The following is a 25119-nucleotide window of genomic DNA, read 5'->3' on the forward strand; positions in this document are numbered from 1 at the left end:
GATAATCATGCTATATGAGCTATTTTTATTTGGACTACTTTCAGGCATAACCACTTGGTTATTTGGCTTTGGGGGCGGTTTTGTTGCTGTGCCTTTGCTTTATACAGTCATTCTTCAAAAGTGGGGCAATGAAAGCAGTGTCAGCATACATGCCATGCAAATTGCCGTAGCTACATCAGCTTTTGTCATGCTCTGCTCGGCAAGTTTTGCAACCTTTCGGCACCATCGGTCTGGACATATAGATTGGCAAAAGATCCGCTTTTTAGGCGGTGGTATCGCACTTGGTGGAATTGTCGGTGCGTTAATGGCCTCATTGTTTAATGGAAATTGGCTTCGCTGGATATTTATGGGTTATGTGTTCATAACCATTATTGATTGTTATTACCGACCAGGGTTTATGGTGACATCAGTGCAAAGGCAACATGATGGTCAAAACAGCGAACTTATTAAAGGCGGAGTTATTGGCTGGGTTGCAGCACTTTTAGGGGTTGGAGGAAGCGTAATGACAGTTCCTTTATTACGGCGTCGGGGTAGTTCTATGGCAGAGGCCGCGGCTATTGCAAACATTCTCACGCTGCCTTTGTCTTTAACTGCAACGCTGACCTATTGTGTATTGTCAATTTGGCAATCTACACCCAACGGATTTATCGGTCTAATCTGGTTTGAAGCTACTTTATTCTTGGTTGCTGGAACATGGATTGGGCTATATTTTTCAGAAAAATTTATTTCAAAACTACCTGATTTATGGCGGGCAAAGTTGTATCCGCTACTTTTAATAATAGTTCTACTTGTCATGCTTTTAGTAAATTAATTTTTTATTTCAATTGTTTGAAGAATAATTTTTCTTAAATAACAAATCTCTAAATGCTCTAAAACTGTAAATTTTATGTCTTAAATGGCTTTAAAAAAAGTTTGAAAAATAGACTTGAAATATATAGTGGCTTTATGCCACTATATATTCATCGAAGGTCATCAGACAAAAAGAGGATGATATGGCTATCCAGCTTTTAGATGCGGCAAGAAATGAAATTCCAGTGAAATTTACGCAGTTTTCTGGTGGCGAGCGTCATGTTCAAATTGATGAGACAACCTTAGGTTCACTATCTGGCAAGGTATTGGTCCGTGCAAAGATGGCCTCAAGTCACGATGTGATGGACTATTTACTACTTGAAAATATATTGCTGACTCAAGGCTTAACCGTTGACCTAGAAATTCCGTATTTTCCATATGCACGTCAGGATCGTATTTGTGCAGTAGGCCAAGCATTTTCACTTGATGTGATGACCAAGTTACTTAACATCAATGCCGACAAAAAAGCGGGCAAACAAGGCAAAATCACTGTTTGGGACTGTCATAGTGAAGTAACAACAGCCTTGCTTGCTGCCAATACTTCTTTTAGTGAAGTTGTGAATGTGAGTTCAGTCGACATCATCGAAAAGAGTGAAGCGCTAAGCACATTGTTAAAAGATGAAAAAACAGTACTGATTTGCCCAGACAAAGGGGCAAAAGCACGTACACAAATGGTTGCAAGTGCTTTTAATGGCGAGCGCAAACAGCCAATCACTATTGTTCAGTGTGATAAAAAACGTGACCCAGTGTCTGGCAAAATTTTGGGTACACATGTACATGCAACTGATTTATCAGGCCTCACAGCGGTCATTACCGATGACATTTGCGACGGCGGTGCAACCTTTATTGGTATTGCCAAAGAACTGCGTCGCCTCAATTGCCATAAGGTCGTTCTATATGTGACCCACGGTATTTTCAGTAAAGGAATAGAGGTTTTTGATGGACTGTTAGATCAACTATTCACCTCAGACAGCTTTCCACAACAACCATCAGACAAAATTTCAGTAATTGCTTTTGCAGCAAAATAAAGAGAACAAAGATGACGATTAAACTTAATCCATTAAACGCTATCGATTTTTATAAAGCGGATCACAGACGTCAGTATCCAGCATGTACAGAGTACGTGTACGCAAACTTTACACCGCGTTCATCTCGACTCGCCAAGATGTTACCTGACTTCGACGATAAAGTTGTGTTCTTTGGACTTCAGGGTTTTATCAAACACTTTTTAATCGATACATGGAATGAAGGCTTTTTTAAACAACCTAAACAAAAAGTAGTGGCTGCTTATAAACGCCGTATGGATAGTTCATTAGGTGAAGGTGCTGTGCCAGTTGATCACATTGAAGCGTTACACGACTTGGGCTATTTACCATTACGCATTAAAGCATTGCCAGAAGGTAGCCGCGTCAATATGCGTGTACCTGTGCTCACCGTGATTAACACTGACCCGCGTTTCTTTTGGTTAACTAACTATATTGAAACCGTGTTAAGTGCTGAGCTTTGGAAAAGCTGTACAACCGCCACTATTGCTTATGAGTACAAACGTTTATTAACTCAATACGCCGTAAAAACTGGTGCACCACTCGATTTTGTGCCTGTGCAAGGACACGATTTTAGTAGCCGTGGCATGAGTGGAGTTTATGATGCTGCTCAGTCTGGTGTGGGACACTTAACTAGTTTTATTGGAACAGACTCGGTTGCTTCAATTGACTACGCAGAAGAATATTACAATGCTACAGGGGTGATTGGGGTATCTGTACCAGCGACCGAACACAGTGTGATGTGTATGGGTACGGAAAACAGTGAGCTAGAAACATTTAAGCGTTTAATTTGCGAACTTTATCCGTCGGGTGTTGTCAGTATTGTGTCTGATACATGGGATTTTTGGCGAGTCATTACAGAATTTACGGTGGCTTTAAAACCTGAAATTTTGGCAAGACAACCCAATGCTTTAGGCTTGGCTAAATTGGTTTTCCGACCAGACTCTGGTGACCCAGTTAAAATTATTTGTGGTGACCCAGATGCCGAAGTCGGCAACCCAGCTTACAAAGGTGCAGTTGAATGTTTATGGGACGTGTTTGGCGGTACAACAACTGACCAAGGCTATAAAGTACTCAATGAACGTGTCGGTTTAATTTACGGTGACTCGATTACCCTAGACCGTGCACAGCGTATTTTAGAAGGCCTTGAAGCTAAAGGCTTTGCTTCAAACAACTTGGTGTTTGGGATCGGCAGCTTTACCTATAACTACTTAACTCGCGATACTTTTGGATTTGCTGTGAAAGCGACTTGGGGACAAGTGAATGGTGTAGGCCGTGAGTTGTTTAAAGACCCAATTACAGACTCAGGTGTGAAAAAATCTGCGAAAGGTCTATTACGCATCGAAGAAAGTGAAAATGGCTTTACCTTGTTTGATGAGCAAACAGCCGAGCAAGAACAAGGCGGAGCACTAAAAACCGTCTTTGAAAATGGTAAACTTCAATATGAGTGTACTTTGGATCAAATTCGTGAGCGTTTATCCATCGCATAACTGAGTTTAGATGAGCCGTTGCATGAGTATCGGCTCATCATTTTTATTGAGAGGCTGAACGTGACTATTCAAACTGAACAAGAATTCCTTGCCAGTTATGATCGCCGAGATTATGACGCACCTTTACTCACGGTCGATATGGCTATTTTCTCGGTATTTAATGGTCAGTTGCAGGTACTACTCATTAAGCGACCCAACTTTCCAGCTAAAAACCAATGGGCTTTACCCGGCGGTTTCGCCGATTTAACCCATGATCAAGACTTGATGGCAACGGCTTATCGTAAGCTAGTCGAAAAAACAGGAATTGCTTCACCTTATTTGGAACAAGTTGCCTCTGTCGGCAATGCCAAACGTGACCCGCGTGGCTGGGCTGTGACGATTTTGTATTTTGCATTAATCGATTTTAATGCCTATCAACACCAAGCATTGGCTGAATACAGTGAATGGGTGCCTGTAGCAAAAGCAAAAGATTTAGCATTGGCGTTTGATCATAATGAATTGCTCAGCTTGGCTTTAGAGCGTTTAACTAGTAAAACTCGCTATACCGCATTGCCAGCTAGTCTAATGCCCGAGTTATTTACACTGACCGAGCTGCAGACTATTTATGAAATTATTCTTGGGCAATCCTTAGATAAAAAAGCATTCAGGCGCCGTATGATAGAAGCAGGCGCAGTTGAAGAAACCAACCACAGTAAAATTGTGGGTAAACGACCAGCTCAGCTTTACCGTTATGCACTCGATTCCTTCGATTTTATATTTCCTCGCTCACTCGAATTACCCAGAAATAAAGAGGGTGAAGATAAGCAAAACAATGAGCTTTCTGACTAGCGCATATTTATGCGCTTTTGATTTATAATGCCGCGCTTATGATTGATGTCATGTTTTGATAAGCACTTTGCCTATGTCACACGTTTCTCCCTGCTTCCAGCAAAACCAGTTTTTTGTGTTGGTGGAATATCTCACTTCACTGCATGAAATTTATCCTGTAAGACATGAGTTTGCAGGGTATCCGGCTGCAATGACATTGGCAGATCGCGTACATTCAGATCATGATATTGCGCCACTTGAAGCCAGCAAAAGTTATCCTGACTCAATTGATAAAGTCTTACACTTTTCAGGTAAGGCCCGAGACATACAAGACTTTGAGCACTTTTTAGAACAAGCTCAAGCAGCCAATATTCAAAACTTGTTATTGCTTACAGGCGATAAACTCAAAGAACACCATAATGGTCGAGATGGACAGCCTCGTAGCCGATACCTAGAGTCGGTAAACGCCGTAATGGCAGCTAAGCAACATGGTGGTTTTTGTATTGGCGTTGCTTTTAATCCGTTTAAATATGTCGAAGCTGAGCGTGATGCACAGTATTTAAAACTGCATAAGAAGATTAAAGCAGGTGCTGACTTTATCATTACCCAATTGGGTTATGACATTGAAGCCTTAAAACAAGCCAAATCATTTTTAACTAAGAACAATTATTCGCAGCAAATACTGGCTTGTGTCATGCCACTGACTTTGGGCCGTGCCAATTTTATGGTGAAGCATAAAGTCGCTGGTATTGTAATTACTCCGCATATGCTAAAAGTTTTGGCAGAGGAAAAACAGGCAGGACATACAGACCGCGTTTATTTACGCTGTGCTTTACAGATTTTGATGTGTAAACACTTAGGATTTGCAGGAATTCATTTATCTGCTTGCCATAAGCCAGAAGAGCAAATGCTGCTTGAAAGCTACATTGAGCAATACAGACATCTGGAGCTTAAAGTTTTAGAAGAGCTTTGGAATTCACTTTGGCAAGTCACGTCAGGCAAAGAGTTTTCACCTGAAATTACACATTTTTCACGTCAGCCAACATCTAAACAATTAATTAAATATCGTCAGCTACATGTTATGCATGAAGCAATGTTTGGATCAAAAATTGCCAAGGGGCTTGGACGCTTTATTTTTAAAGCATCTTTTTGGGAAAATGCTTTAGTCGCTAAGGTATTAATTAAAACCGAAGTGCTCAGTAAACATAGCTTAGTGGGCTGTGAAAGCTGTGGTCAGTGTCGCCTAAGCGATACTTTATATATTTGCCCTGAAACGTGTCCAAAAGGTTTAGCCAACGGGCCTTGTGGCGGTACAACTTTAGACCGCTGTGAATTTGGTGACCGTGAATGCATTCACTCAGTCAAAGCAAGACTTGCTAAAGCTGTTGAACAAACCGAAATATTAAAAGAAAAACTGATTCCAACGGTACCACTTGAAACGAGAGGAACCAGTTCTTGGAAAAATTGGTATTTAGCGACTGAGGCTTAAGTTTTATATTAACCGTTGATTTGTCTTGCTAAAAAAATCAAATGATATGCTAAGGCACGGCGATAATTTAAAAATAACAATTGTTTGCCTTAATTATGTCCAATCAAAATGGCTATCGAGGAGTATACTTAAAGCAAATCTTTTGCGTTAAAGGAAAGGCTGTCTCAATGAAAAAGTTGGTTGCTGTACTTACTGTAATTGTTGTTTTAACTGGATGCGTTTACGACCCTGTTAATTACAACAAAATACACGACCAAGAGTTCCAAGATCACCTCAGGCAAAACGGTTAGTAATAAAAAAGCCCACTCAATGAGTGGGTTTCATTTTTATTTACATTCTTTATTTTTATTAAAACTGATGAAGGTATTCAGATTTGGTGCGATAAAGTATTTTATCCTAAATATATGAAAGTGAATAATCATCAATATGAACTATTTTATATAAATAAACTTGGGCAAAAAGAAAAGCTTATTTTATTGAATAATGAAAAATGCAAATAGTACATTTCATGCTTTCAAATGAGTTAACTAATAGTCTTTATTAATAAAAATTACTACTTCTAAGGTGGTTTTTAACCTTCTGAACTGGTAAATTTTACTCATTAATAATGATGGGCAATTAAATGAATAAAGTAACTATATTTCTATTAATAATTGGAATGACAAAATCCGTATTTGCTGGAACAGTTCCAAGAATAACTGAGGAAGAGCATGAAAAAAAATGCATCCAAATTGCCCAATTGGCTCAGCTTTTCATGACAACGAGACAAAATGGAGCCCCAATTCTTGAAGCACTGGAAATTGTTGATAAAGCATTTAAAGAAAAAGAGGATAAAGACCTAATAAAAGATATAGTAAGAGATGCTTATGCCCAGCCAACTTATACTGCTCCATCAATTAAAAAAGATCAGGTGAATGAATTCACTGCTAAACACTATTTAGCTTGCTCAGGTTATTAAAGCCCTCATTCGGTCTTGGATTATCAACAATAAAACTTGATAGAGATGGTTCTGGAATATTCTGCGAAGATACTGGTGGCCATGTGTTATTGAACAGAATTAAGTATTTCAATAATACTATTTATGTCAAAAATGGTATGACTTTATAAGTAAAGTCATTAGATAAAAACATATTAAAAGCTAGGATAACTCTGAGCGCTTCTAATTTAAATATGATCTACAAGGCTGATAACGACCTTAAACAAGCGTCATTATCTCATACTTACCAAATCAAAAAATAGATATGTTATAGAAAAGGATGGGTATTAAGTTCAAAGGAAGCACTTAGCCGATCCTCTCAAAATTCGATAGATTTCGTTATATAGGTAGAAGATGACCGCACTTTTAGAAAGGGATTTCAGCCCCTCTGAGTTTAGATTGTTTTCTGAAATATTATGGAAACTTGGTTCAGGGAAAGGGCAATACAACTTACGTGAAAATATCATTGCAGATATTGCCATCTTGTTGCGGGCTGATTTTGCCGAGTCTTATATTTGGGATTCAACGCATAACTTATCGAAAGAAGGTGTGATATGGAAAATCGATCCCAAAGCGATGGAGGACTATGAAAGCATTTGGCAATTTAATGATCCCATTACGGCACAGCTTCGTAAATGTCAAAAACCAACATTTGTAAATGAAGTCATGCCTCTCGCAGATCTTAAAAAAACCAGCTATTACAATGAGTTTTTGAGAACCTATGGTTTGTATCACGGCATAAATATTTATTTTGTCCGAAATGGTATGGATATTGGTGATTTACGTATTTGGCGTGCGAAAGATGCTGACATGTTTGGTGAACGTGAAAAAAGAATATTAAATCTACTTGAACCTTATTTTACTCAAGCCTTACCACTAGATTTGTCAACACAATATGGTCTGACTCCAAGAGAACAAGAAGTGGTTCATTTAGTCTCTAAAGGTTTAAGTGATAAAGAAGTGGCAAGTTTACTTGGTATTGGTTTTACCACTTTAAGAACCCATCTGAATAACTCTATGAGAAAAATAGGCTGTAATAATCGCACTGAAATGGTTTTACTCATTCAACATTAAAACAAAAACAATCCTCAATTTTGAGGATGCGAATGAATGAGCAAGTTGTACTAAGTTCTTAAGATCACAACTTAAATGGATTTTAAGTCATCATGTCAAATGCAGTTAAAAAAAATAATTGGATTGAATCACAGGGTTTATCAAACGCTTCAGTAGATATCATTACTAAACTCATTCATGAGAGAAAAGTATCTTGTGAAGAACTCGTGCATCACTACTTTGCCGCTATTGAAAAACAACAGTCTTTAAATGCTTTTATTAGCACAGATAAAGCTTCAGCAATTCAACAAGCTCAATATTGGGATAAATACTTACTGAGTGGAAAACCATGTCCAGCTTTAATGGGTATTTTAATTGCGGTTAAAGATAATATTCATGTTGTAGGTTTCCCTAATAGTGCAGGCACACCAGCTTTAGCTGATTTTAAACCTCAAAGCTCTGCACCGATTATTCAAAAACTTATTGATCAAGGCGCGATCATTGTTGGTAAAACCAATATGCATGAATTGGCCTTTGGAGTCACAGGCTATAATACTGCCATGCACATTGAAGGTGTCGTGGGTACACGAAATGCTGTAAACCCATTGCATATCGCTGGTGGGTCTTCTTCTGGTAGTGCTGTGGCTGTTGCAGCGGGCATGGTTCCAATTGCGATTGGTACAGATACGGGTGCTTCGATTCGTTTGCCAAGTGCATTAAATGGTTGTGTCGGCTTTCGTCCAACGGTAGGAAGATACTCACAAGACAGTATTACCCCAATTTCACATACTCGAGATACCGCTGGCCCGATTGCACACACAGTATCTGACATTATTTTAATTGATCAGCTTATTACCCAAGAGCCAAAAAAAGAACCATTACAACCTCATCAAATTAGGCTCGGTATCAATTCATACTTTTGGAATCATTTAGATGAAGATGTTCATGAGCAGGCGCATATTGCACTTGGGCTTTTAAAAGAGGCAGGAGTCGAAATTATTAATGTCGATATGCCGAATTTAGAACAACTTAATCACGCTATTTCTTTTCCTATAGTCGTCTATGAAGGCAAATATGACCTTATTCAATATCTAAAACATCATCATGTAAATCTGACTTTAGAGGATGTAATTGATCAAATCTCAAGCCCAGATGTACAGGCAATTTTTAAACAGAATATTCTTCCCCAATTAATTCAAGATCACACGGGGCAACTTGTTCCTGTTTTACCTTTCTATGAAAAGGCTATTAGTGAAGCGCGTCCTCAATTGCTTGAACTCTACCAAAACACATTTAAAGCGCATAACTTACATGCTTTATTATTGCCGACCTCACCGATTGTTGCACCACTCGCAAATGAACAATCCAATTCAATTGAAAATTTCCAGACACTCATTCGAAATACGGACCCCGGCAGTAATATCGGATTACCAGGGCTGAGTTTACCCATTGGAAAGGGAGTGAAATCGAAACTACCCGTTGGATTAGAAATTGATGGTTTACCTCATCAGGATAGTGAAATACTTGCGATTGGGATGACTTTAGAAGAAATATTTAAGGTTTTAAATAAGTAAAAAAATAAACCGATAATTCTCTATTTTTTAAATAAAAAAGAGTTAAAAGTAACTCTTTTTTAGATTAATTTTGTTTTTGAATAATGCTCGGCTTCTTAAAAATAAGTTGGATTTGGTCGGAAAGTTTTTATATTATTTTATTTAATATTGTTAATCATAAATACATCTTTAATAAGCTGTGCTTTACTATGCTTCTATAAATATTATAAAAATTCTCGAAGAATTTATTTAAATTACATATTGCCCTAAGTAAATCAACATAAGTTATACAAAGTAAAAGCTAATTTTTAATATTAATGCAATAAATTTTTCTACCAATTAATCACTTTTACATAAATAATTATATTTACAAGTTGCTGATTTTATTTGTTTAAATTAATTTTCAAAGAAAGGTTTTATAATTGCATTTTTTAAAAAATATAAAATTACATAATTTTTAAACATATTTTTTATAGCATGCCGTGTATTGGCGTAAATAGAAAAAATATATGTCAAAACGGTCAATGATATTTAATCGATTTAAGAACCATAATTTGCACCAAATTTTACGCTGTCACGATTCATTGAATAAACCAAGTGAAAAGTTACGTAAAAAAGACGCTAATAGTTTATTGGTGTAAATAAAAAATCGAATATTACAAATAAACGGAATGAATATGGATAACGTAGCTCAGCTAGAAACTGACACTAATTTCCAAAGTCGAAAGAAAATAACTTGGGGTGTTTTTAGTGTCCTGCTGTTATTTTTAGTCGCAGGCATTATATATTATTTTTTTGTATACCGATTTTATCAATCTACTGATAATGCTTATGTTCAGGCAGATGTTACTTGGGTCATGCCAAAGATTTCAGGCGAAGTGATTGAGTTATTAATTAACGATAATCAGTTTGTAAAGAAAGGGGAAACTTTGGCGGTATTAGACCACCGCGATTACCAAGCTCGTTATGATCAGGCGAGTTCTGTCGTCAGCTTAAAAGAAGCTGCGCTTGGTGTACAACAACAAAATGAAAAGTCTGCTAAGTCGTCAATTACCGAAGCAAATAGTGGTGTAGTGGCAGCGCAAGCAGACTTAACTCGTTTAAGAAAAGATTTTGAACGTTATCAAGATTTACTAAAAGATGGCGTGATTACTCGTCAAAACTTTGAAGGGGTTCAGTCTCAATATTTAACAGCCCAAGCGCAACTCAGCAAGGCTCAAGCAGCAGTAAATGCAGCAGAAGCTCAGTTGGGGAGTTTACAAGCCAGTCGAGCGCAGCTTTTAGCAGATATTCAAAGTGCTCATGCAAACTTAAATTTATATCAGGTCGATCTGGCTTCATCAAAAGTGGTCAGTCCAGTAGACGGCAAAATCGGTAGTCTTGCAATTCAAAAAGGCTCACGTGTTTCTCCGCAAACTCGCTTAATGGCGATCATTCCTGAAAACAGTTTGTATGTACAAGCGAATTTCAAAGAAACCCAAATTGAAAAAATGCATATTGGTCAGAAAGTTGAACTCAAACTTGATGCCTATCCAAGCCTAACCTATAGCGGGAAAATTGAGAGTTTTTCACCAGCTTCAGGCGCAACTTTCTCACTCATGCCACCAGACAATGCCACAGGAAACTTTAACAAAGTTGTTCAGCGTATTCCTGTACGTATTGCCATAGATTCAAGCCCGCATATCGATTTGATAAAACCTGGTATGTCGGTCAGTGCCACCGTTGACCTAAGAACTTAATAATAAAATTTTAGGTAATAAGACATGAATAAGCACGTTGACGCCGAGAGGATGTTTCCCGCAAAGACGGCATGGGCAATTTTTGCTGCCATGATTTTTGGCAACTTTATGGCGATTCTTGATATTCAGATTGTGGCGAGTTCTTTAAACGAAGTTCAAGCTGGAATGAGTGCAAGTCGTTACGAAGTCACTTGGGTGCAAACGGTTTATTTAATTGCCGAGATTATTGCAATTCCAATGTCGAGTATTGTGTCGCGGGTGCTTTCAACACGAGTGTATTACACCATCTGTGCAATTGGTTTTACGATCAGTTCGTTACTTTGTGCCTTGGCATGGAACTTAGAAAGTTTATTGGTTTTTCGTGGTATTCAAGGTTTTATGGGCGGCGGCATGATTCCGACCTCCATGACCGCATTGTACTTACTTTTCCCTGAAGCAAAACGCTCATTGCCGTTAGTCATGTTTGGAATGATCAGTACTTTAGGTCCAGCCATTGGCCCAACCATTGGCGGCTGGTTAACCAATAACTTCTCATGGCACTGGATGTTCCTGATTAATATTATTCCGGGCATTATCATTGCTACGGTCATTTACTCGAGTCCAAATATCGACCGTGCGAACTATTCACTCATCAAAAGTATGGACTGGTTCAGCCTCGTTGGTATGGCGATGTTTTTGGGTGGCCTTGAATATTTCCTTGATGAAGGCGCCCGACATGACTGGCTTGCAGACACAGGCGTTCGTATTGCGTTTATGATCTGCATTGTGGGCGGCATGATTTTCTTCTCTAGAAGTTTTACCCAGCCTAAGCCTTTGCTCGATTTGTCCGTATTTAAAAACAAAAACTTTACCTTAAGTGCCATCACGACTTTTGTGATTGGCATGGCGCTCTATGGCTTGGGTTACATGATTCCTGTGTTTCTTGGGCAAGTCCGTGAAATGAACAGTAGCCAAATTGGTCACGTCATGATGGTGACAGGCATTGTCATGTTCTGCTTTGCGCCATTTCTTGCGTGGCTTATTCCCAATTTTGATACCCGAAAAACTGTATTTGTCGGAATGATTTTGGCTGGCTTTGGTGTTTGGCTCAATTCGCACCTCAGCATTCATAGTGATTACGACTTTATGTTTTGGCCGCAAATTTACCGTGGTATTGGTCTCATGATCTGCCTGATTGTGGTGTCGCATTTAGCCATGAGCACTTTGCCGCTGAGTAAAGTGGCCGATGCCAGCGGTATTTATAACCTGATGCGTAATATTGGCGGCGCGGTTGGACTGGCACTGATTAACTCATCCTTAGATTGGTTAACTACGCTTCATGTCACCCAGATTAATCAGTCGATGACACCGCAAAACTGGATTTTCACAGAAAGACTCGATCAACTCACGGCGCAATATCAAGAAGTCGGTGCAAATGCTCAGCAAATCGCACTCAGTGTGATTTATCGCGACATTCATTTTCAAGCACTGACCTCTAGCTTTAACGATTTATTACGCATGCTCGCAATCATTATGTTTGTGACCGCATTTTTAACCATCTTTATGGATCGGGGGAAGAAAATGAATATGTAGATATTAAAAAATAAAGGCAGCTTTCAAAGAATGAAAAACAATAGGGCATATCAAAACGTATCCCTTCATAGAAAAAGAACATTGATCTGAGTTTTCTAAAATCGGTTGATGAGATCGGGGAACTCGCAAATTAGAGGTGGAAGGTTAAAGGATTATGATTAATACAACGTATAAACTAATTTCAAAATTGAACCTGAAAAACACGACTTATGGTCAATATTTTGAAAAAGAGCAAATCGATACTGAGCGATTAAAAGTGATGTATTCCATTTACGAACAGTATTATGAAAATACGAGATTTTCTATTTTCGTAGATGATTTCCAAAATAAAAGTGGTGCGATCTTAATTTTTGACTCGGGAACAGATGAGATTGTGGGCTTCTCTACCGTTGTGGTGCAGCATTTCTACTTAAATGGTAAGGACTACACCGTATTATTTAGTGGTGATACGGTCATTTTGAGGAAGTTTTGGGGTACGCGTAGTCTACAAAGTACCATGCTTAAACTCATGATCAAGCTTCGAATCAAATATCCATTTAACGAACTCTATTGGTTACTCATTTCTAAAGGCTATAAAACTTACCTGCTACTTGCCAATAACTACTATGTGTATTACCCAAATATTAAAGATGAAAACCAGCATCTCTCGGAAGTGGTTGAGCACTACTGTGAAAAATTCTTTGGCGAATATTATGACAAAGATGCAGGCCTGTTAAATTTTGGAGATGACTATCAACCATTAAAAGGTGAGGTCGCACCAATTACTGCCGAAATGAGAGAAAAGAACCCAAATATTCATTTCTTTGAGCAGTTGAATCCGACATGGAAAGCAGGCACAGAACTACCATGTATTGGTCGATTAGGCTGGAAAGATATTGCTCGGTTCCCAGTGAAGCTCATCACTAAGCCTACAAGCAAGGGAAAATTTGAAGCTTGTGTAACGTCTAAAACAAAACGTAGAGAGGCCATCCAATGAAATCTAATGAATGGCTAACTTTGGGTTCGCATCTAGTTTTAAAAAAATGGTGTGATGCTTCTGACCGTAATTTCCAAAAACAGTTTAAAGCTTTAGAAGCGACACAACGTCAAATCTTGCATTCGATTTTACAGACCTCTACATTTGCGAAAGATAAAAAAGTTCAAAACTATGAGCAGTTTGTAAAAGCATTTCCTGCGACACGTTATGGCGCATGGCGAGAAGACATTCAACGTTACCGTGAACAAAAGCTTTCACTGTCGAGCAGTAAGCTAGTTCGTTTTCAGCCAACCAGTGGTTCGAGTGAGCAAATCAAGTTTATTCCATATACCAAACTTTTTTTAGATGAACTTGACCATGCGATTGCGCCGTGGATGGCGAGTTTATATCGCAAATGTCCACAGCTTAGTTCGGGTACACATTATTGGTCAGTGTCGTGGTTGCCTGAAAGCCAGCGTGAAGTTTTAAAAGATAAAAATCTAAATGATGATAGTGCGCTACTTGGTGTAGGTAAGCGAATTTTGTCGAAGTTTACTCAAGCGGTTCCAAGCAATGTTGCCTTTGCCGCCAATGCCGATGATGCACTGTTTGCCACGATTTGCTATTTGGTGGCAAACCGTAACTTAGCGATGATCTCGGTGTGGAGTCCAACTTTTGCGCTGCAATTGCTTGAACGTTTGGAGTTGCTGCAACAAGATGTGATTGAGGTTTTACAAAGTGGTTCATGGGGCAACCGTCAGGCTTCATTAAAAGAAGTCACTGCACCGCATAGCCCTGAAAGTGCTGAAGCCTTAATTGCAAGTTCAAACGGCAAACAGATTGACTTTAAAAAGCTCTGGCCAAAGTTAAGTTTAGTGTCGAGTTGGGATACCGCAGGTTCAAAAGCTTGGGCTGAAAAATTACAAGAGAAATTACCCAGTGTTCAGTTTGAAGGAAAAGGTTTATGGGCGACGGAAGGTGTAGTGACTATTCCCTACAACGACCAATACCCATTGGCCTACCAAAGTCACTTCTACGAATTTGAATATTTAGAAGGCGATAAACAAGGACAAATCATTCCGTCGTGGCAACTTAAACAAGGTGATGTGGTGAGTCCGCTGATTACCTCGGGTAATGGTTTACTTCGTTATTGTCTGGATGATTGCTTACGGGTAACAGGCTTTATAGAGCAAATTCCGTGTTTTGAGTTCCAAGGTCGTCGTTTTGGGGTAGATCTGGTCGGTGAAAAACTCGCGCCTGAAACAGCTCATCAGTTATTGTCGCAGTTAAATGAAACCGAATCGAAAGCGATTTCTTTACTGGCGATTGATACCCAGCAACAGGTTAAACCATTTTATTGCGTGCTTTTTGAGGGTGACATCCATCACAGCATTAGCAATGAATATATCGACAGTATTTTGCGTCAAAATTTCCATTACGAACTTGCTCGAAACTTAGGACAGCTCGACCAGCCTCAAATTCGCCAAGCCAATAATGGCTGGAATGCCTACAAAAAATTGGTCATGTTTGATGGCATTATCGAAGGCAATATCAAGCCTGAGCCACTCAAAAAAGTCACCCTGAATAGTTTGGAACAACTATGAAAGGGATGAAGCCATTTAATACTCGGTTTTTAACACTTCGACACGCCTTGTATCTAGGCGTGTTGGTTGTGTCGAATGTACAAGCCATGACTTTAGATGACGCTTTGTCAGCCAGTTTAAGACATGAAAGTCAGCTTGAGGTCAGCCGTTTAAGCGTGAACCAGTCCACCGCTATGCTCGAGCAAGCCAAACAGCGTGATGGACTCAAAGTCAATTTAGTTGGACAACTGGACTATGAAAGAATAGATACGCCTTCACACGTACTGTTTCCAACCGAAGGAAACCGTAAAGGCCGAAGTTTGCAATTGCAGGCAGATTATCCGATTTATACCTCTGGTCGACATCGTTTAGGAATTGATGTTGCTGAAAGTCAGCTTTCTGCCCAAAACCAAGGTTTGTCAGATCAAAGATCGGAAACCATTTTAAATACCGTGATGGTCTATACCGATGTATTAAAGAAGAAAGCCATTTTAGAGCTTAGACAAAAGACCATGGCAAATCTGCAACGGTCTTTATATGAGTCAAAGCGCCGTTTTGATGTGGGTATGATTACCCGTGCAGACTTGGCTCAGGTTTTGGCACAAGTTGCACAAGGCCAAGCCGATATTACACAGGCCCAATCTAACCTAACCGTAAGCGAAGCACAGTTTTACCAAGTGACAGGTGTAACGCCTGAAAACCTTGTCGCCATTAAACAACTGCCAGTTATTCCGGCTAACTTAGATGAAATTTTGGCGCAAACCAAAAACCATCCAGCTTTAATGCGTAGTAAATACGAAAAGCAAGCCGCAGAGAAACAATATGCTCTAACCAAACGGGAACTATGGCCAACGGTCATGCTCACCAGCCGTGCCGGAAAGCAAGATGAGGCAAGCTATATTGGTTCGGAAAGTAATAACTATATGGTTGGGGTGCAGCTTAATGTACCGCTCTATGACGATGGCTTAAATCGTGCCAACGTTAAAAAAGCACAGGCCGATATCGATTTGGCTAACCAAAAAACGCGAAGTATTGAACTGGACTTGAACAAGCGCACCCGTACCACCTATGCACAGCTTCAAACTATTCGACAAAATAAAGAAGCCCTGGCAAATGCCATAGAGGCAGCGTCTATCGCCTTTGTCTACACACGTAAAGAGTTTGATGTCGGAACCAAAACCACATTTGATTTGCTCAATACTGAGCAAAAGTTACTCGATGCAGAAACCCAAAAAACCGTGAATGACCAAGACGAAGTGGTGTTTGTCTATCAGCTACTCGACCAAATGGGACGTTTAAACAGTTTGGTTCCTGCACAGACCGCACAAAAGGTGAATAATGAATAAAACAAATCCACCACTTGCTGACAGTACTCTTATTACCCGTGAAGCAACTTTGGCAGATGACGAAGCTTTACGAGACTTAATCGCCGTACCCATGACCACCAAAGGAATACAAATTAGCTTTCAGCGTGAACCGAGTTATTTTAGGGCTTCTGACATTGTCTATCGTCATAAACTGCATGTTGTGATTGAAGATACCGAAAGCCAAAAGAATGTCGCTTGTTATAGCAACGGTTACCGCCCATGTTATGTTGATCGTAACATTCAAAACTTACGGTACGCGGGTGATTTACGGGTAGATCATAACTATCGGGGTAAATCACTGGTGAAGGTTTTGGCAAAGCATGTAAAACAAACCATGCATGAACCGAACTATAGCCAAATGATTATTTTTGATGATAACCATGCCGCACGCGCTGCCATCCAAACGGGCAAAACAGGAATGCCTGATTATTATGATGAAGGGCTTATTGAGACATTAAGTCTGACCGATACTGGCGCAAAACGAAAAATCACGTCTTTTTTAAAGCAGACTTCTCCGCAGAGTGACATTCAAGAGATCCGTAGTTGTGTCGCCGAAGCTAAGCACGTGGAAGCCATGAACCAATTTATTGCCAACATGGCAGAGTTTTATAACTTTATTCCAGCCTATAACTTTGAAGAACTTGCCCAAGGTCATCAGTATTTTTCAGGGATAAAACTCTCGGACTTTTCACTTTATTTTAAGGGTGAAAAGCTGGTGGGCATGTTTGGCTTGTGGGATCAGCACAGTATTAAACAAACCAAAATTTTGCATTACAGTTCAGTCATTGGAATTTTTAGACCCGTTTATAACTTGCTGACTCCAATTACCAAAGGTATGCGTTTGCCTAAACTTGGCGACTCTATCAAGTACCATGTGCTACATACGCTTATGTGCCATCCAGAAGATTTGGCTTTGCATCATAAAATGCTCGAAGATGCCTATAACAAATCAAAACAGCAGGGCGTGGGGGTGGTGAGCTTTACGCTTTCACATAAAGACCCGCGCTATCAGTTAAACCAGTTTTATAAAGGTGAACGCTTAACTGGAATGCATGGTTTTATTAGTTATGAAGGCGACCCACGCCCACATTTTGATAAAAACTTGATTCCATATTTAGAAGTTGGGCGTATTTAATTTAAAGGTTGAAGTGATCCTTTGAATCAAGCCCACGAATGTGGGTTTTGTCATTTTGAATTTGAATGTGTAAGTTGAAGATCAGTTTATAAAAGAAAACTTAGCAAGAATTTATAATATAATTATTTAATTTTTAATGGAAAAGTATTTTAATTTTTATTGATGCGTAGTCACTAAACGTACATATAGCGCAACTACTATACAAATCGAAATTTAAGAACATGGTAGTTAAGTGATGAAAAAAAGTTTATTGGGCGGCCTTATTCTGTCTTTGTGTACAACTCCAGCTTTTGCATTAAATATTTTATTGGTTAACGATGACGGTCTAACCAGCAATGTCAAAGCACTCTATGATGAATTAAAAGCAAATGGTCATAATGTGCTTGTGTCTGTGCCTTGCTCACCACAAAGTGGTCGTGGTGGCGCAATCGTGATGTACAGCTCAACGACGATTACCGCAGATAATGATAAGCAAATTGCGGCTGAAAACGGTTGTCACAATGGTGCAGCACCCATTGGCGCACCTGCTGCTGGAACCTTTACCAAAGCGGGTTATACCAATGGCGACTGGAACTACACACATGGCACACCAGTCATGGCAACAATTTATGGACTAGACGTGGTTGCACCAAAACGCTGGGGTAAAGCGCCAGACTTAGTTTTATCTGGCCCGAATGAAGGACAAAATGTCGGAAAAGTCGTTGTACACTCTGGCACGATTGGCAATGTACAGTTTTCGGCAGGACGCGGGATTCCGTCTATTGCCTTAAGCGCCGATACCAACACGGTAGATGATAAGACTTTAAACAACCCTAACTCTGCGATTGTGGCAAAACAAACCGTAGTTTTATTAAAAGAATTACAAGCTAAGGCAGGTAAGGGCCAATTGTTGCCAAAAGGCATCACGCTTAATGTTAATTTTCCTAAAAATTTAACAACCAGCACACCTTTTGCTTTTTCAAAAATTGGGACGTATGACTTATATAAATTGAAGTTCCAAGTGACCAAAGACAATAAAGGCAATAACCAGTTTGGCTTAGGAATTGATGCGGCACCATCGGCTCCAACCGCTGCGCAAATGTCGGATGAAAGCGCCGTCATGCAAAGCAAAATTGCTGTGACTGCCATGCAAGTTGCTTATGACCAACGACCAGCAGCTCAAGAATGGCTCAAAATTCGTTTAAAAAGCCTATTTAACAAGTAAGGAGAAAGACCATGAAACGTTGTTTGTTGGTTTTACTCCTTGGGCTTGGCTTGGCGGCTTGTAATGACAATGATCATGATGACCAAGTCTCGACTGAAAAACCTGCCTTAGCTCCGAGCTTAGACGTCGGTACTTATATTATTAGTACTGAAACTAATGAAGAGTTACCAATGGCGGGTAAATACTATTCTGGCGCAGATGGTTCTAAATTATTGGTTTTAGATGATGACGAAAACCGTGCCAAAATTGTGATGAGCTATGACGCAAAAACCAAAGCTTGGCAGAGCAACCAGTCTAATCAAGCGATGACCGTTGAATTGGCGCATTATGAAAAAATTGATGATCAGAAAATTACGCTGAATCAATTGGTCGGTACCTACGATTTATCTTTTCCAGATGGAACAACGGTCAATGCCGAGGTGAATGCACAAGGTAAGATTGTCTCGAAAGATCTAAATTGTGTGTTTACAGGTGTTATTACTGAAAGTGCATTAGCCAATACAGCAAGCTATCAACTGACCGATAACAAGTGTAATGCGCTAAAAAATAACTCGAAAGGCTATGTTGTGGTAGATGAAGATTTAGAACCTATGAGTTTTAGACTCGTATCTGACACAGTTGCCTCAAAAGATATTTGGGCATTTGCACAATCTTAAAAATAAAAGGCAACGGATGCATTTCGTTGTCTTTTCATTCCAACCTATCTTGCGCCGTTGAAACAATTAACATGGTTTGAAGGTAATAATCTACACGTGAGTGATTATTGTCCTTATGTGAGTTATGTGCATTAAAGGCTGCATCATGAAGTTTCACAACTCGAGCGATCGGATTCGAACTACAACGAATTAAATATTCTTCGCGTGTTTCACTTTCCCGTTTAGTTAATGCATCAACGGCATCACGGACTTTTTTTCCAAATAAACTTTCGATTTTGGCTAGGGTAAGAGGTGTGTCTTCAACACTATCGTGGAGAAGGGCTGTAATAATATAGACTTCTGAAAATCGATGCTCAATTAATGAATTGACCACACCTTTAATATGGTACTCAAAGTAATCATGAGGACCATACTTTTGACCTTGATGAGATTCTTTTGACAATTTCTCTGCTAATTCAACTTCATTTTGAGTCATTTTTTGCTCTTATCACTTTAAGTATATGACACGGCCTAATTTGTGAGATGGGTCGCTTAAATAACAAGTTTATACTGAATATTCAAATTAGGCATAAGAGTAATTACTCATTTTATTTATTCATTCTTAGTTGATATCGACCAATCCAGCCCTTAAGTTTTTGAAATTTTAAACTTTAACTTAATGATATAAAACTTGATTGTAAATATTACTTAAGAGTTTCCTTAATTATGTAATTAAATGAAAAACAATAACTAATTAAATATTTTCTAGCCAATTTTACATTGACACTTCAAATATTGGAGATTACCATTTGCGGGCTGGCCTACATTGCCAGTCGGTTCTCGCAGACCGTTTTTTTGGACTACATCAGAGCTATTTCTTCTGAGGAATAGTTTTGCATGTAAATCTCGTTCCCTCCCGTAGCGGTAGGACGGGAGAGGGACACCCTCGGGTGTGCTGGAGTCCAAACCAGTCTGCGAACCCTCTTTCGTTCTGCCACCATAATTCTAATGTCTTGGCAGAACTCCATATATAAGGAGTTGGCTTTGCACATCCATTATTTCTTGGCAGCCATTGCCAAAAGCTATAACGACACAGCTTAAAATCATTAAAGCAGCTTGATCGCCATAAGGCTTTTTCAGGCTTTAGCTCGTTACTACTTAAAACTTACTTAGACAATTAAACCTTGAGATGTGCTGCGCACAGTCTTTACGGCTTTGCTATGCCTTTTTTCTCCCAAAAGGCAGCGGTTTTTATATCTCATTTATATACAACTATAATTTTATAACGGTAAAAATATGCCAAAAATAGTTCTCCCAACACGTGCAGTACAAGTCGTAAATAAATCAATTGAGTTATTTCACTACAACGGGTTTCATCTGGTCGGCATCGACAGACTTGTGAAAGAGTGTGAAGTGACCAAAGCGACTTTTTATAACTACTTTCACTCTAAAGAACGGTTGATAGAAATCTGCCTGATTGTGCAAAAAGAGCGTTTAAAAGAGAAAGTGGTTTCAATGGTTGAATATGACCGCGACACAAACGCAATAGATAAACTCAAAAAGCTCTATCTTTTACATGCAGATCTAGACGGACTGTATTACTTATTATTTAAAGCCATTTTTGAAACAAAACTGACCCATCCAAAAGCTTACATAACTGCCGTGCGATATAGAACATGGCTCACCAACGAAATATATAGCCTGCTTAGAGCGCTTAACGCCGATGTTTCTTTTACCGATGCCAAACTCTTTTTATATATGATCGAAGGCACAATTATTCAGCGTTTAAGTTTGGGTGAGGTTGATGAGAGAGTGTTGGAGGTTTTTTTGGGGGGATGGGGTGAAAGATAGGAAAGTTCTTAATATGCAGATATGTCGTCTTAAACCGCTATAAAATTTAGTTAGGTAATTTTATAATACACAGCAATAACGAATTTTAAGCGCCGTACTAATAAGTAAGATTCAATAAGTACAGTGGTTTTATTAAATAATAAACATAGAAAATTGAGTATTGGATGCCAAATCAACTTGAAACGCATACTTCAGATTCGGGAACTACTATTCATTTAAAAATGAATGGTGAGCTTATAGAAAATCTAATAGCTTTGGACTGTATAGCGATAACTTTGTTTGACATTGTATTTGTATATGGTGTTTATGAAGTGTATGCAGAAAATGATGGTGTCCTAACACTTGTTTTAATATTTCTAGTATTACCATTTATTTTCTACTTACATTATGAATATAGAAAAAATAAACGATGGGCTAAAAATGCAGAGGAAATATTTTTTATTTCTAAAAACAATCTTCACATTTCCAAAGAATGTCTTGGGGAAACATTGTTAACAAAGGATATTAATACTCAAAAGATTATTGAAATTGTCTACAGACCTTGGGGTGGTAACTCAAATCCGCCGTTTTTACCAGATTGTAGCCAAGGTACTATTCACTTAATTGGATATGAAGATGGTTGTTCATTTGGTATTAATCTTAACAAAGAAGAAGCAGAGGCATTCATTACCGAATTGCGTTCATTAATTATGCAATACCAAGAACCTAGACACTTTATTTTTGCCCCGCATATGCACTTGGCAAAAGATTGAATAGAAAATAAGTGAGTTTTCTTACTATTGAAAAGCAATAAATTCTATTGGTACATGTTTACTCAACCAAACACCATTTTCAGCTTGGAAAAATTCGAATCCACTATCGTGCATTTTTAAGGCATCAATAACAAGAATTTCAGGCTTACCGTAGCGAGCACCAACGGTTAGAGCCGTATCTCTATTTTCAGTTAGATGGACATATTGACGATCTTTCGAAATTAAACCTTGCTCTTTTATGGAATCTATAAACCTTTGAGCCGTACCATGATAAAGATAAGTTGGCGGTTTAAGTTTGTTAAGAGTGATATCTACACTTGTAGTTGAATGACCCTGTACAGCACGAATAAGTTTTCCATCATCAGAAATTTGGAAGCGTTTTTTATCGCTATTGCTTACGATGGTTTTAATGATCTCTTCATCTAAAGCTACATTCTTGACTGGTTGTGATTTTGAAATTAACTCTTCAATATTTGCCCAACCTTCGAGATCTAATGTCAGACCAATTTCTTCTGGTTTGTGTCTAAGGATAAAGCTTAAATATTGGCTAATTGCTTTTTCGTTCATTGTTTTAGATAAATATTTGAGTTAATTATATTTTAGTGAATTTATTAGTTTAAGGATAGCTGTATAAAGATCAGTAGAAATTTTAAAGAAATATTATTTCTTAAATCAAACTTGTTTTAATAGATAATAATGTAGATATAAAATATAAGTTCATTATAAATTGAGAAAAGAATGAATCAATTAGTGCCTGATTTGAATAAAGATATATTTCCGTCAAAAGAAGCAGCAGGAATTTCTTTAGGAATGGATTTTGATGAGTTCCGAAATTTGGCACTATTTCGAGATGTGAGAATGGAGGAATACGAATCTGCTCAAGAGAAAAATATTTGGTTAGTTCTTCATAGATATGAATTATTGCCGTGGCAGGAGTGGATTAACGAAATTTATTGTTCATGGGAAAGTATCGTTACGTTAACATTTGATGGAAATTCAAAGAAATTAATACGAATTTTTCTTGGTAAAGGATATAACGGAAAACTATTAGGTCTTTTAGGGATAGGTGATCGGTTAGATTTAGTTAAAGATAATTTTAATTTCTATTTTTCATGTGATGCGCACTATTTAGAATATAAACAAGATAGTGATATGTTTGGTGAAATTATTCCTGCAGAAATATCAACAAATTATAGGACCGCTTATTCAGAAGAATATTCGGACCAAATTATTGAAGGGATTATGATATATACAAATTCTCATTAATTAAATGTTTAAGATGCATTAGATGAGTAGATTAAAAAATGTATCTCATTTATTGCTTAATTTTCATATTCAAAGTCTTTTCCAAAAATGAATCACTTTTAGTTTTCCACACATTAGCAGGCACAGGATGTTTGGCATCTTGTATAAGTTCTAAGGTGTTTGGAATACCTTTACTATCAAGTAATTGATGTAGCTGACTACTTTGCTTTGGGTCAACAATAGGGTCTTTGGCGCTAACCAATATAAGAGTAGGTGGATATTGAGACGAAATCGGTAGCGATGATCTAGCAGCAGACGCCTTTTCCATATTCTTTTCAGCAGCAATCGATTCATTTATCTCATTCATAACATTTAACGGTAGTGTTCTAGTGTGAGAACTCCACTCGGCATACATACCTTTAAAGTCATAAAATCCAGATACCAAAATCAAAGCGTTTATCTTTCCAGAATTTGCCACAACATTTGCTATGGAAGCACCACAACTAATACCAACTACTGCAACTTTGTTTGGATCAATATGAGGTTGTGATCGAGCAAAATTAATGGCTTGAACAAGATTATTTTGTGAAGCTTTACCACAAAAATCTGATTTTCCAGAGGACTCACCATATCCACTCATAGATACAGCAAAACTGAAAAAGTTCTTTTTACTATATTCATTTAACAAGCCTGACCGTACAAAGGCTTTAGCACCTTGTTTGTCTTTCTGAATACCATGTAAGAAGATAATTGCTGGATACTTTTTATCGGCTAAGAGGTCTGGATCTTTCCAATAAATCTCAGTTGTTTGATTATTTGCTGTTAAAAGTTGATGCTGTGCTTGTTTGATATAAATATAAGGAAGAATCGATACACGAAAAAGGGCATAGAAGCCAATAACTAAAATTAAAGGAAGAATGTAGGAAAGGGCTATATTCTTTTTCTTCTTCGGAAGCATATAAAACTCTATTGTAGTTATTTATAAGTATGCGTGATTCTCTAACTATTGAAATTTAAAATCAATGTTTATTAATGGCTAACAATAAATCTTGATCAATGCTATTGAAGCCATATGTGTGACAAATATTCGTACAAAGATAGTGGAATAATTGAGCCGTAACTTCAGCATCTGCTTCTGCGCGATGAGCTGTGCCATTAAACTTAATATTAAATAAGTCTGCCATTGCGCCAAGTCGATAACTGGGTTGATGAGGTAAAATACGGCGAGCAAGTTTTAAAGAACAAATGAGTCCATTGTGTAATGGATTTAACTCCTGTCGAATACTTTCTGCTTTTAGGAATTTCTCATCAAATCCTGCATTATGAGCAAGTAAAGGATCTGTTCCAATAAAGTCCAATAGAGAAGGAATGACTTCTTCCACTAAAGGAGCATGATTAACCATATCTTGAGTAATACCTGTCAACTTTGTGATGTAGTATGGAACCTTTACACCACAGTTTATTAATGAAACAAAACGCTCTGTGATTTCACCTTCTACAATACGTAAAGCCGCGACCTCTGTAATGCGATCGCCAGCCTCAGGGCTGACTCCTGTGGTCTCGAAATCAAGTACAATGATTGGCGAAACATTCATAAAACGCTTTCTCTATTAGAAATTAGGTATTAAGAGCACAACACTTTTCATCATATTTTAGCAAAAGAGTTATGAGTTCTTTCATTCAATGGATCTACAGGTGAGCAATTATTGTTGTAGAGATATATCACAATAGATAGATATTGTGTTTAACATACAATGAAGTTATTCGACTTCAGAATGACCTAACAAGAAAGAATTATGTCTTCAAAAAGAAGCTATGACT

Annotated in this window: 24 protein-coding genes and 1 pseudogene; 21 read left to right on the top strand and 4 right to left on the bottom strand. The window is 38.2% G+C overall.

The window, feature by feature from the left end; genetic code table 11:
* The first annotated feature begins 7 nt into the window (after positions 1–7).
* From AW165_RS08985 to AW165_RS09065, 18 genes and pseudogenes are all read left to right on the top strand, one after another.
* The gene (locus AW165_RS08985) at positions 8–811 is read left to right on the top strand and encodes a sulfite exporter TauE/SafE family protein (protein WP_060465587.1); all 804 of its coding nucleotides are present in this window, start codon (positions 8–10) and stop codon (positions 809–811) included.
* Positions 812–992: 181 nt separating this feature from the next.
* Complete coding sequence (locus AW165_RS08990; protein ID WP_014206822.1) at positions 993–1877, top strand: phosphoribosyltransferase family protein; 885 nt, start codon at positions 993–995, stop codon at positions 1875–1877.
* A gap of 11 nt (positions 1878–1888) precedes the next feature.
* Complete coding sequence (locus tag AW165_RS08995) at positions 1889–3382, top strand: nicotinate phosphoribosyltransferase (protein ID WP_060465588.1); 1494 nt, start codon at positions 1889–1891, stop codon at positions 3380–3382.
* Positions 3383–3442: 60 nt separating this feature from the next.
* Entirely contained in the window at positions 3443–4210 is a 768-nt protein-coding gene (locus AW165_RS09000) for an NUDIX hydrolase (RefSeq protein ID WP_060465589.1), read from the top strand.
* 73 nt (positions 4211–4283) lie between these two features.
* Positions 4284–5678 (top strand): methylenetetrahydrofolate reductase C-terminal domain-containing protein, encoded by a 1395-nt coding sequence (locus tag AW165_RS09005; RefSeq protein WP_060465590.1) that lies wholly within the window; start codon positions 4284–4286, stop codon positions 5676–5678.
* Positions 5679–5845: 167 nt separating this feature from the next.
* On the top strand, positions 5846–5968 hold the full coding sequence (locus tag AW165_RS20225; RefSeq protein ID WP_000737387.1) for a hypothetical protein: 123 nt from the start codon (positions 5846–5848) through the stop codon (positions 5966–5968).
* 332 nt (positions 5969–6300) lie between these two features.
* A complete protein-coding gene (locus tag AW165_RS09015) occupies positions 6301–6636 on the top strand; it encodes a hypothetical protein (protein WP_064784206.1) in 336 nt (111 codons plus the stop codon).
* Between the two features lie 5 nt (positions 6637–6641).
* A pseudogene (locus AW165_RS20095) lies at positions 6642–6917 on the top strand (J517_1871 family lipoprotein); the annotation flags it as partial.
* A 91-nt stretch (positions 6918–7008) separates the two neighbouring features.
* A complete protein-coding gene (locus AW165_RS09020) occupies positions 7009–7728 on the top strand; it encodes a response regulator transcription factor (protein WP_060465591.1) in 720 nt (239 codons plus the stop codon).
* 92 nt (positions 7729–7820) lie between these two features.
* The gene (gene iaaH / locus AW165_RS09025) at positions 7821–9281 is read left to right on the top strand and encodes an indoleacetamide hydrolase (protein ID WP_060465592.1); all 1461 of its coding nucleotides are present in this window, start codon (positions 7821–7823) and stop codon (positions 9279–9281) included.
* Between the two features lie 656 nt (positions 9282–9937).
* Positions 9938–10999, top strand: coding sequence for an HlyD family secretion protein (locus AW165_RS09030; RefSeq protein ID WP_060465593.1), 1062 nt, complete (start codon positions 9938–9940; stop codon positions 10997–10999).
* A 24-nt stretch (positions 11000–11023) separates the two neighbouring features.
* Positions 11024–12571, top strand: coding sequence for a DHA2 family efflux MFS transporter permease subunit (locus AW165_RS09035; RefSeq protein WP_060465594.1), 1548 nt, complete (start codon positions 11024–11026; stop codon positions 12569–12571).
* Between the two features lie 187 nt (positions 12572–12758).
* The gene (locus tag AW165_RS09040) at positions 12759–13547 is read left to right on the top strand and encodes a hypothetical protein (RefSeq protein ID WP_171254248.1); all 789 of its coding nucleotides are present in this window, start codon (positions 12759–12761) and stop codon (positions 13545–13547) included.
* Positions 13544–15130, top strand: coding sequence for a GH3 family domain-containing protein (locus tag AW165_RS09045; protein WP_060465596.1), 1587 nt, complete (start codon positions 13544–13546; stop codon positions 15128–15130). Before AW165_RS09040 ends, AW165_RS09045 begins: the two co-directional genes overlap by 4 nt.
* The gene (locus tag AW165_RS09050; RefSeq protein ID WP_060465597.1) at positions 15127–16455 is read left to right on the top strand and encodes a TolC family protein; all 1329 of its coding nucleotides are present in this window, start codon (positions 15127–15129) and stop codon (positions 16453–16455) included. The genes AW165_RS09045 and AW165_RS09050 overlap by 4 nt, the downstream gene beginning before the upstream one ends.
* Positions 16448–17611, top strand: a complete 1164-nt coding sequence (locus AW165_RS09055) for a hypothetical protein (RefSeq protein ID WP_060465598.1) — start codon at positions 16448–16450, stop codon at positions 17609–17611. Before AW165_RS09050 ends, AW165_RS09055 begins: the two co-directional genes overlap by 8 nt.
* A gap of 232 nt (positions 17612–17843) precedes the next feature.
* Positions 17844–18815, top strand: a complete 972-nt coding sequence (surE, locus tag AW165_RS09060) for a 5'/3'-nucleotidase SurE (protein WP_078220837.1) — start codon at positions 17844–17846, stop codon at positions 18813–18815.
* A gap of 11 nt (positions 18816–18826) precedes the next feature.
* The gene (locus tag AW165_RS09065) at positions 18827–19471 is read left to right on the top strand and encodes a hypothetical protein (RefSeq protein WP_060465600.1); all 645 of its coding nucleotides are present in this window, start codon (positions 18827–18829) and stop codon (positions 19469–19471) included.
* A gap of 34 nt (positions 19472–19505) precedes the next feature.
* Here AW165_RS09065 and AW165_RS09070 read toward each other — a convergent pair whose 3' ends face one another.
* Positions 19506–19946 (bottom strand): HD domain-containing protein, encoded by a 441-nt coding sequence (locus tag AW165_RS09070; RefSeq protein WP_060465601.1) that lies wholly within the window; start codon positions 19944–19946, stop codon positions 19506–19508.
* An 800-nt stretch (positions 19947–20746) separates the two neighbouring features.
* Here AW165_RS09070 and AW165_RS09075 point away from each other — a divergent pair.
* Together AW165_RS09075 and AW165_RS09080 are read left to right on the top strand one after the other, a co-directional pair.
* Complete coding sequence (locus AW165_RS09075; RefSeq protein WP_060465602.1) at positions 20747–21301, top strand: TetR/AcrR family transcriptional regulator; 555 nt, start codon at positions 20747–20749, stop codon at positions 21299–21301.
* A 164-nt stretch (positions 21302–21465) separates the two neighbouring features.
* Complete coding sequence (locus AW165_RS09080; RefSeq protein WP_060465603.1) at positions 21466–22053, top strand: hypothetical protein; 588 nt, start codon at positions 21466–21468, stop codon at positions 22051–22053.
* 24 nt (positions 22054–22077) lie between these two features.
* On the opposite strand, the gene AW165_RS09085 is transcribed toward AW165_RS09080, so the two are convergent.
* Positions 22078–22620 carry an RNA 2'-phosphotransferase gene (locus tag AW165_RS09085; RefSeq protein WP_060465604.1) on the bottom strand — a complete coding sequence of 181 codons (543 nt, stop codon included), beginning with the start codon at positions 22618–22620 and terminating at the stop codon, positions 22078–22080.
* A 171-nt stretch (positions 22621–22791) separates the two neighbouring features.
* Here AW165_RS09085 and AW165_RS09090 point away from each other — a divergent pair, with 171 nt between their 5' ends.
* Positions 22792–23319, top strand: a complete 528-nt coding sequence (locus AW165_RS09090) for a hypothetical protein (RefSeq protein ID WP_060465605.1) — start codon at positions 22792–22794, stop codon at positions 23317–23319.
* 49 nt (positions 23320–23368) lie between these two features.
* Here AW165_RS09090 and AW165_RS09095 read toward each other — a convergent pair whose 3' ends face one another.
* Both AW165_RS09095 and AW165_RS09100 read right to left on the bottom strand, forming a co-directional pair.
* Positions 23369–24256 carry an alpha/beta hydrolase family protein gene (locus tag AW165_RS09095; RefSeq protein WP_060465606.1) on the bottom strand — a complete coding sequence of 296 codons (888 nt, stop codon included), beginning with the start codon at positions 24254–24256 and terminating at the stop codon, positions 23369–23371.
* A gap of 61 nt (positions 24257–24317) precedes the next feature.
* Entirely contained in the window at positions 24318–24893 is a 576-nt protein-coding gene (locus tag AW165_RS09100; RefSeq protein WP_060465607.1) for a PolC-type DNA polymerase III, read from the bottom strand.
* Between the last annotated feature and the right edge of the window lie 226 nt (positions 24894–25119).

It is taken from the genome of Acinetobacter sp. LMB-5 (genome assembly GCF_001541635.1).
GTDB lineage: Bacteria > Pseudomonadota > Gammaproteobacteria > Pseudomonadales > Moraxellaceae > Acinetobacter > Acinetobacter pittii.

Bases quoted from the DNA above. Each gene is read 5' to 3' on its own strand.
- AW165_RS09015 (WP_064784206.1), top strand. From the start codon at position 6,301: ATGAATAAAGTAACTATATTTCTATTAATAATTGGAATGACAAAATCC.
- AW165_RS09045 (WP_060465596.1), top strand. From the start codon at position 13,544: ATGAAATCTAATGAATGGCTAACTTTGGGTTCGCATCTAGTTTTAAAA.
- AW165_RS08985 (WP_060465587.1), top strand. From the start codon at position 8: ATGCTATATGAGCTATTTTTATTTGGACTACTTTCAGGCATAACCACT.
- AW165_RS20225 (WP_000737387.1), top strand. From the start codon at position 5,846: ATGAAAAAGTTGGTTGCTGTACTTACTGTAATTGTTGTTTTAACTGGA.
- AW165_RS09070 (WP_060465601.1), bottom strand. From the start codon at position 19,946: ATGACTCAAAATGAAGTTGAATTAGCAGAGAAATTGTCAAAAGAATCT.
- AW165_RS09075 (WP_060465602.1), top strand. From the start codon at position 20,747: ATGCCAAAAATAGTTCTCCCAACACGTGCAGTACAAGTCGTAAATAAA.
- AW165_RS08990 (WP_014206822.1), top strand. From the start codon at position 993: ATGGCTATCCAGCTTTTAGATGCGGCAAGAAATGAAATTCCAGTGAAA.
- AW165_RS09020 (WP_060465591.1), top strand. From the start codon at position 7,009: ATGACCGCACTTTTAGAAAGGGATTTCAGCCCCTCTGAGTTTAGATTG.
- AW165_RS09090 (WP_060465605.1), top strand. From the start codon at position 22,792: ATGAATCAATTAGTGCCTGATTTGAATAAAGATATATTTCCGTCAAAA.
- AW165_RS08995 (WP_060465588.1), top strand. From the start codon at position 1,889: ATGACGATTAAACTTAATCCATTAAACGCTATCGATTTTTATAAAGCG.
- AW165_RS09085 (WP_060465604.1), bottom strand. From the start codon at position 22,620: ATGAACGAAAAAGCAATTAGCCAATATTTAAGCTTTATCCTTAGACAC.
- AW165_RS09100 (WP_060465607.1), bottom strand. From the start codon at position 24,893: ATGAATGTTTCGCCAATCATTGTACTTGATTTCGAGACCACAGGAGTC.
- AW165_RS09080 (WP_060465603.1), top strand. From the start codon at position 21,466: ATGCCAAATCAACTTGAAACGCATACTTCAGATTCGGGAACTACTATT.
- AW165_RS09035 (WP_060465594.1), top strand. From the start codon at position 11,024: ATGAATAAGCACGTTGACGCCGAGAGGATGTTTCCCGCAAAGACGGCA.
- AW165_RS09030 (WP_060465593.1), top strand. From the start codon at position 9,938: ATGGATAACGTAGCTCAGCTAGAAACTGACACTAATTTCCAAAGTCGA.
- AW165_RS09055 (WP_060465598.1), top strand. From the start codon at position 16,448: ATGAATAAAACAAATCCACCACTTGCTGACAGTACTCTTATTACCCGT.
- iaaH (WP_060465592.1), top strand. From the start codon at position 7,821: ATGTCAAATGCAGTTAAAAAAAATAATTGGATTGAATCACAGGGTTTA.
- AW165_RS09005 (WP_060465590.1), top strand. From the start codon at position 4,284: ATGTCACACGTTTCTCCCTGCTTCCAGCAAAACCAGTTTTTTGTGTTG.
- AW165_RS09095 (WP_060465606.1), bottom strand. From the start codon at position 24,256: ATGCTTCCGAAGAAGAAAAAGAATATAGCCCTTTCCTACATTCTTCCT.
- AW165_RS09065 (WP_060465600.1), top strand. From the start codon at position 18,827: ATGAAACGTTGTTTGTTGGTTTTACTCCTTGGGCTTGGCTTGGCGGCT.
- AW165_RS09050 (WP_060465597.1), top strand. From the start codon at position 15,127: ATGAAAGGGATGAAGCCATTTAATACTCGGTTTTTAACACTTCGACAC.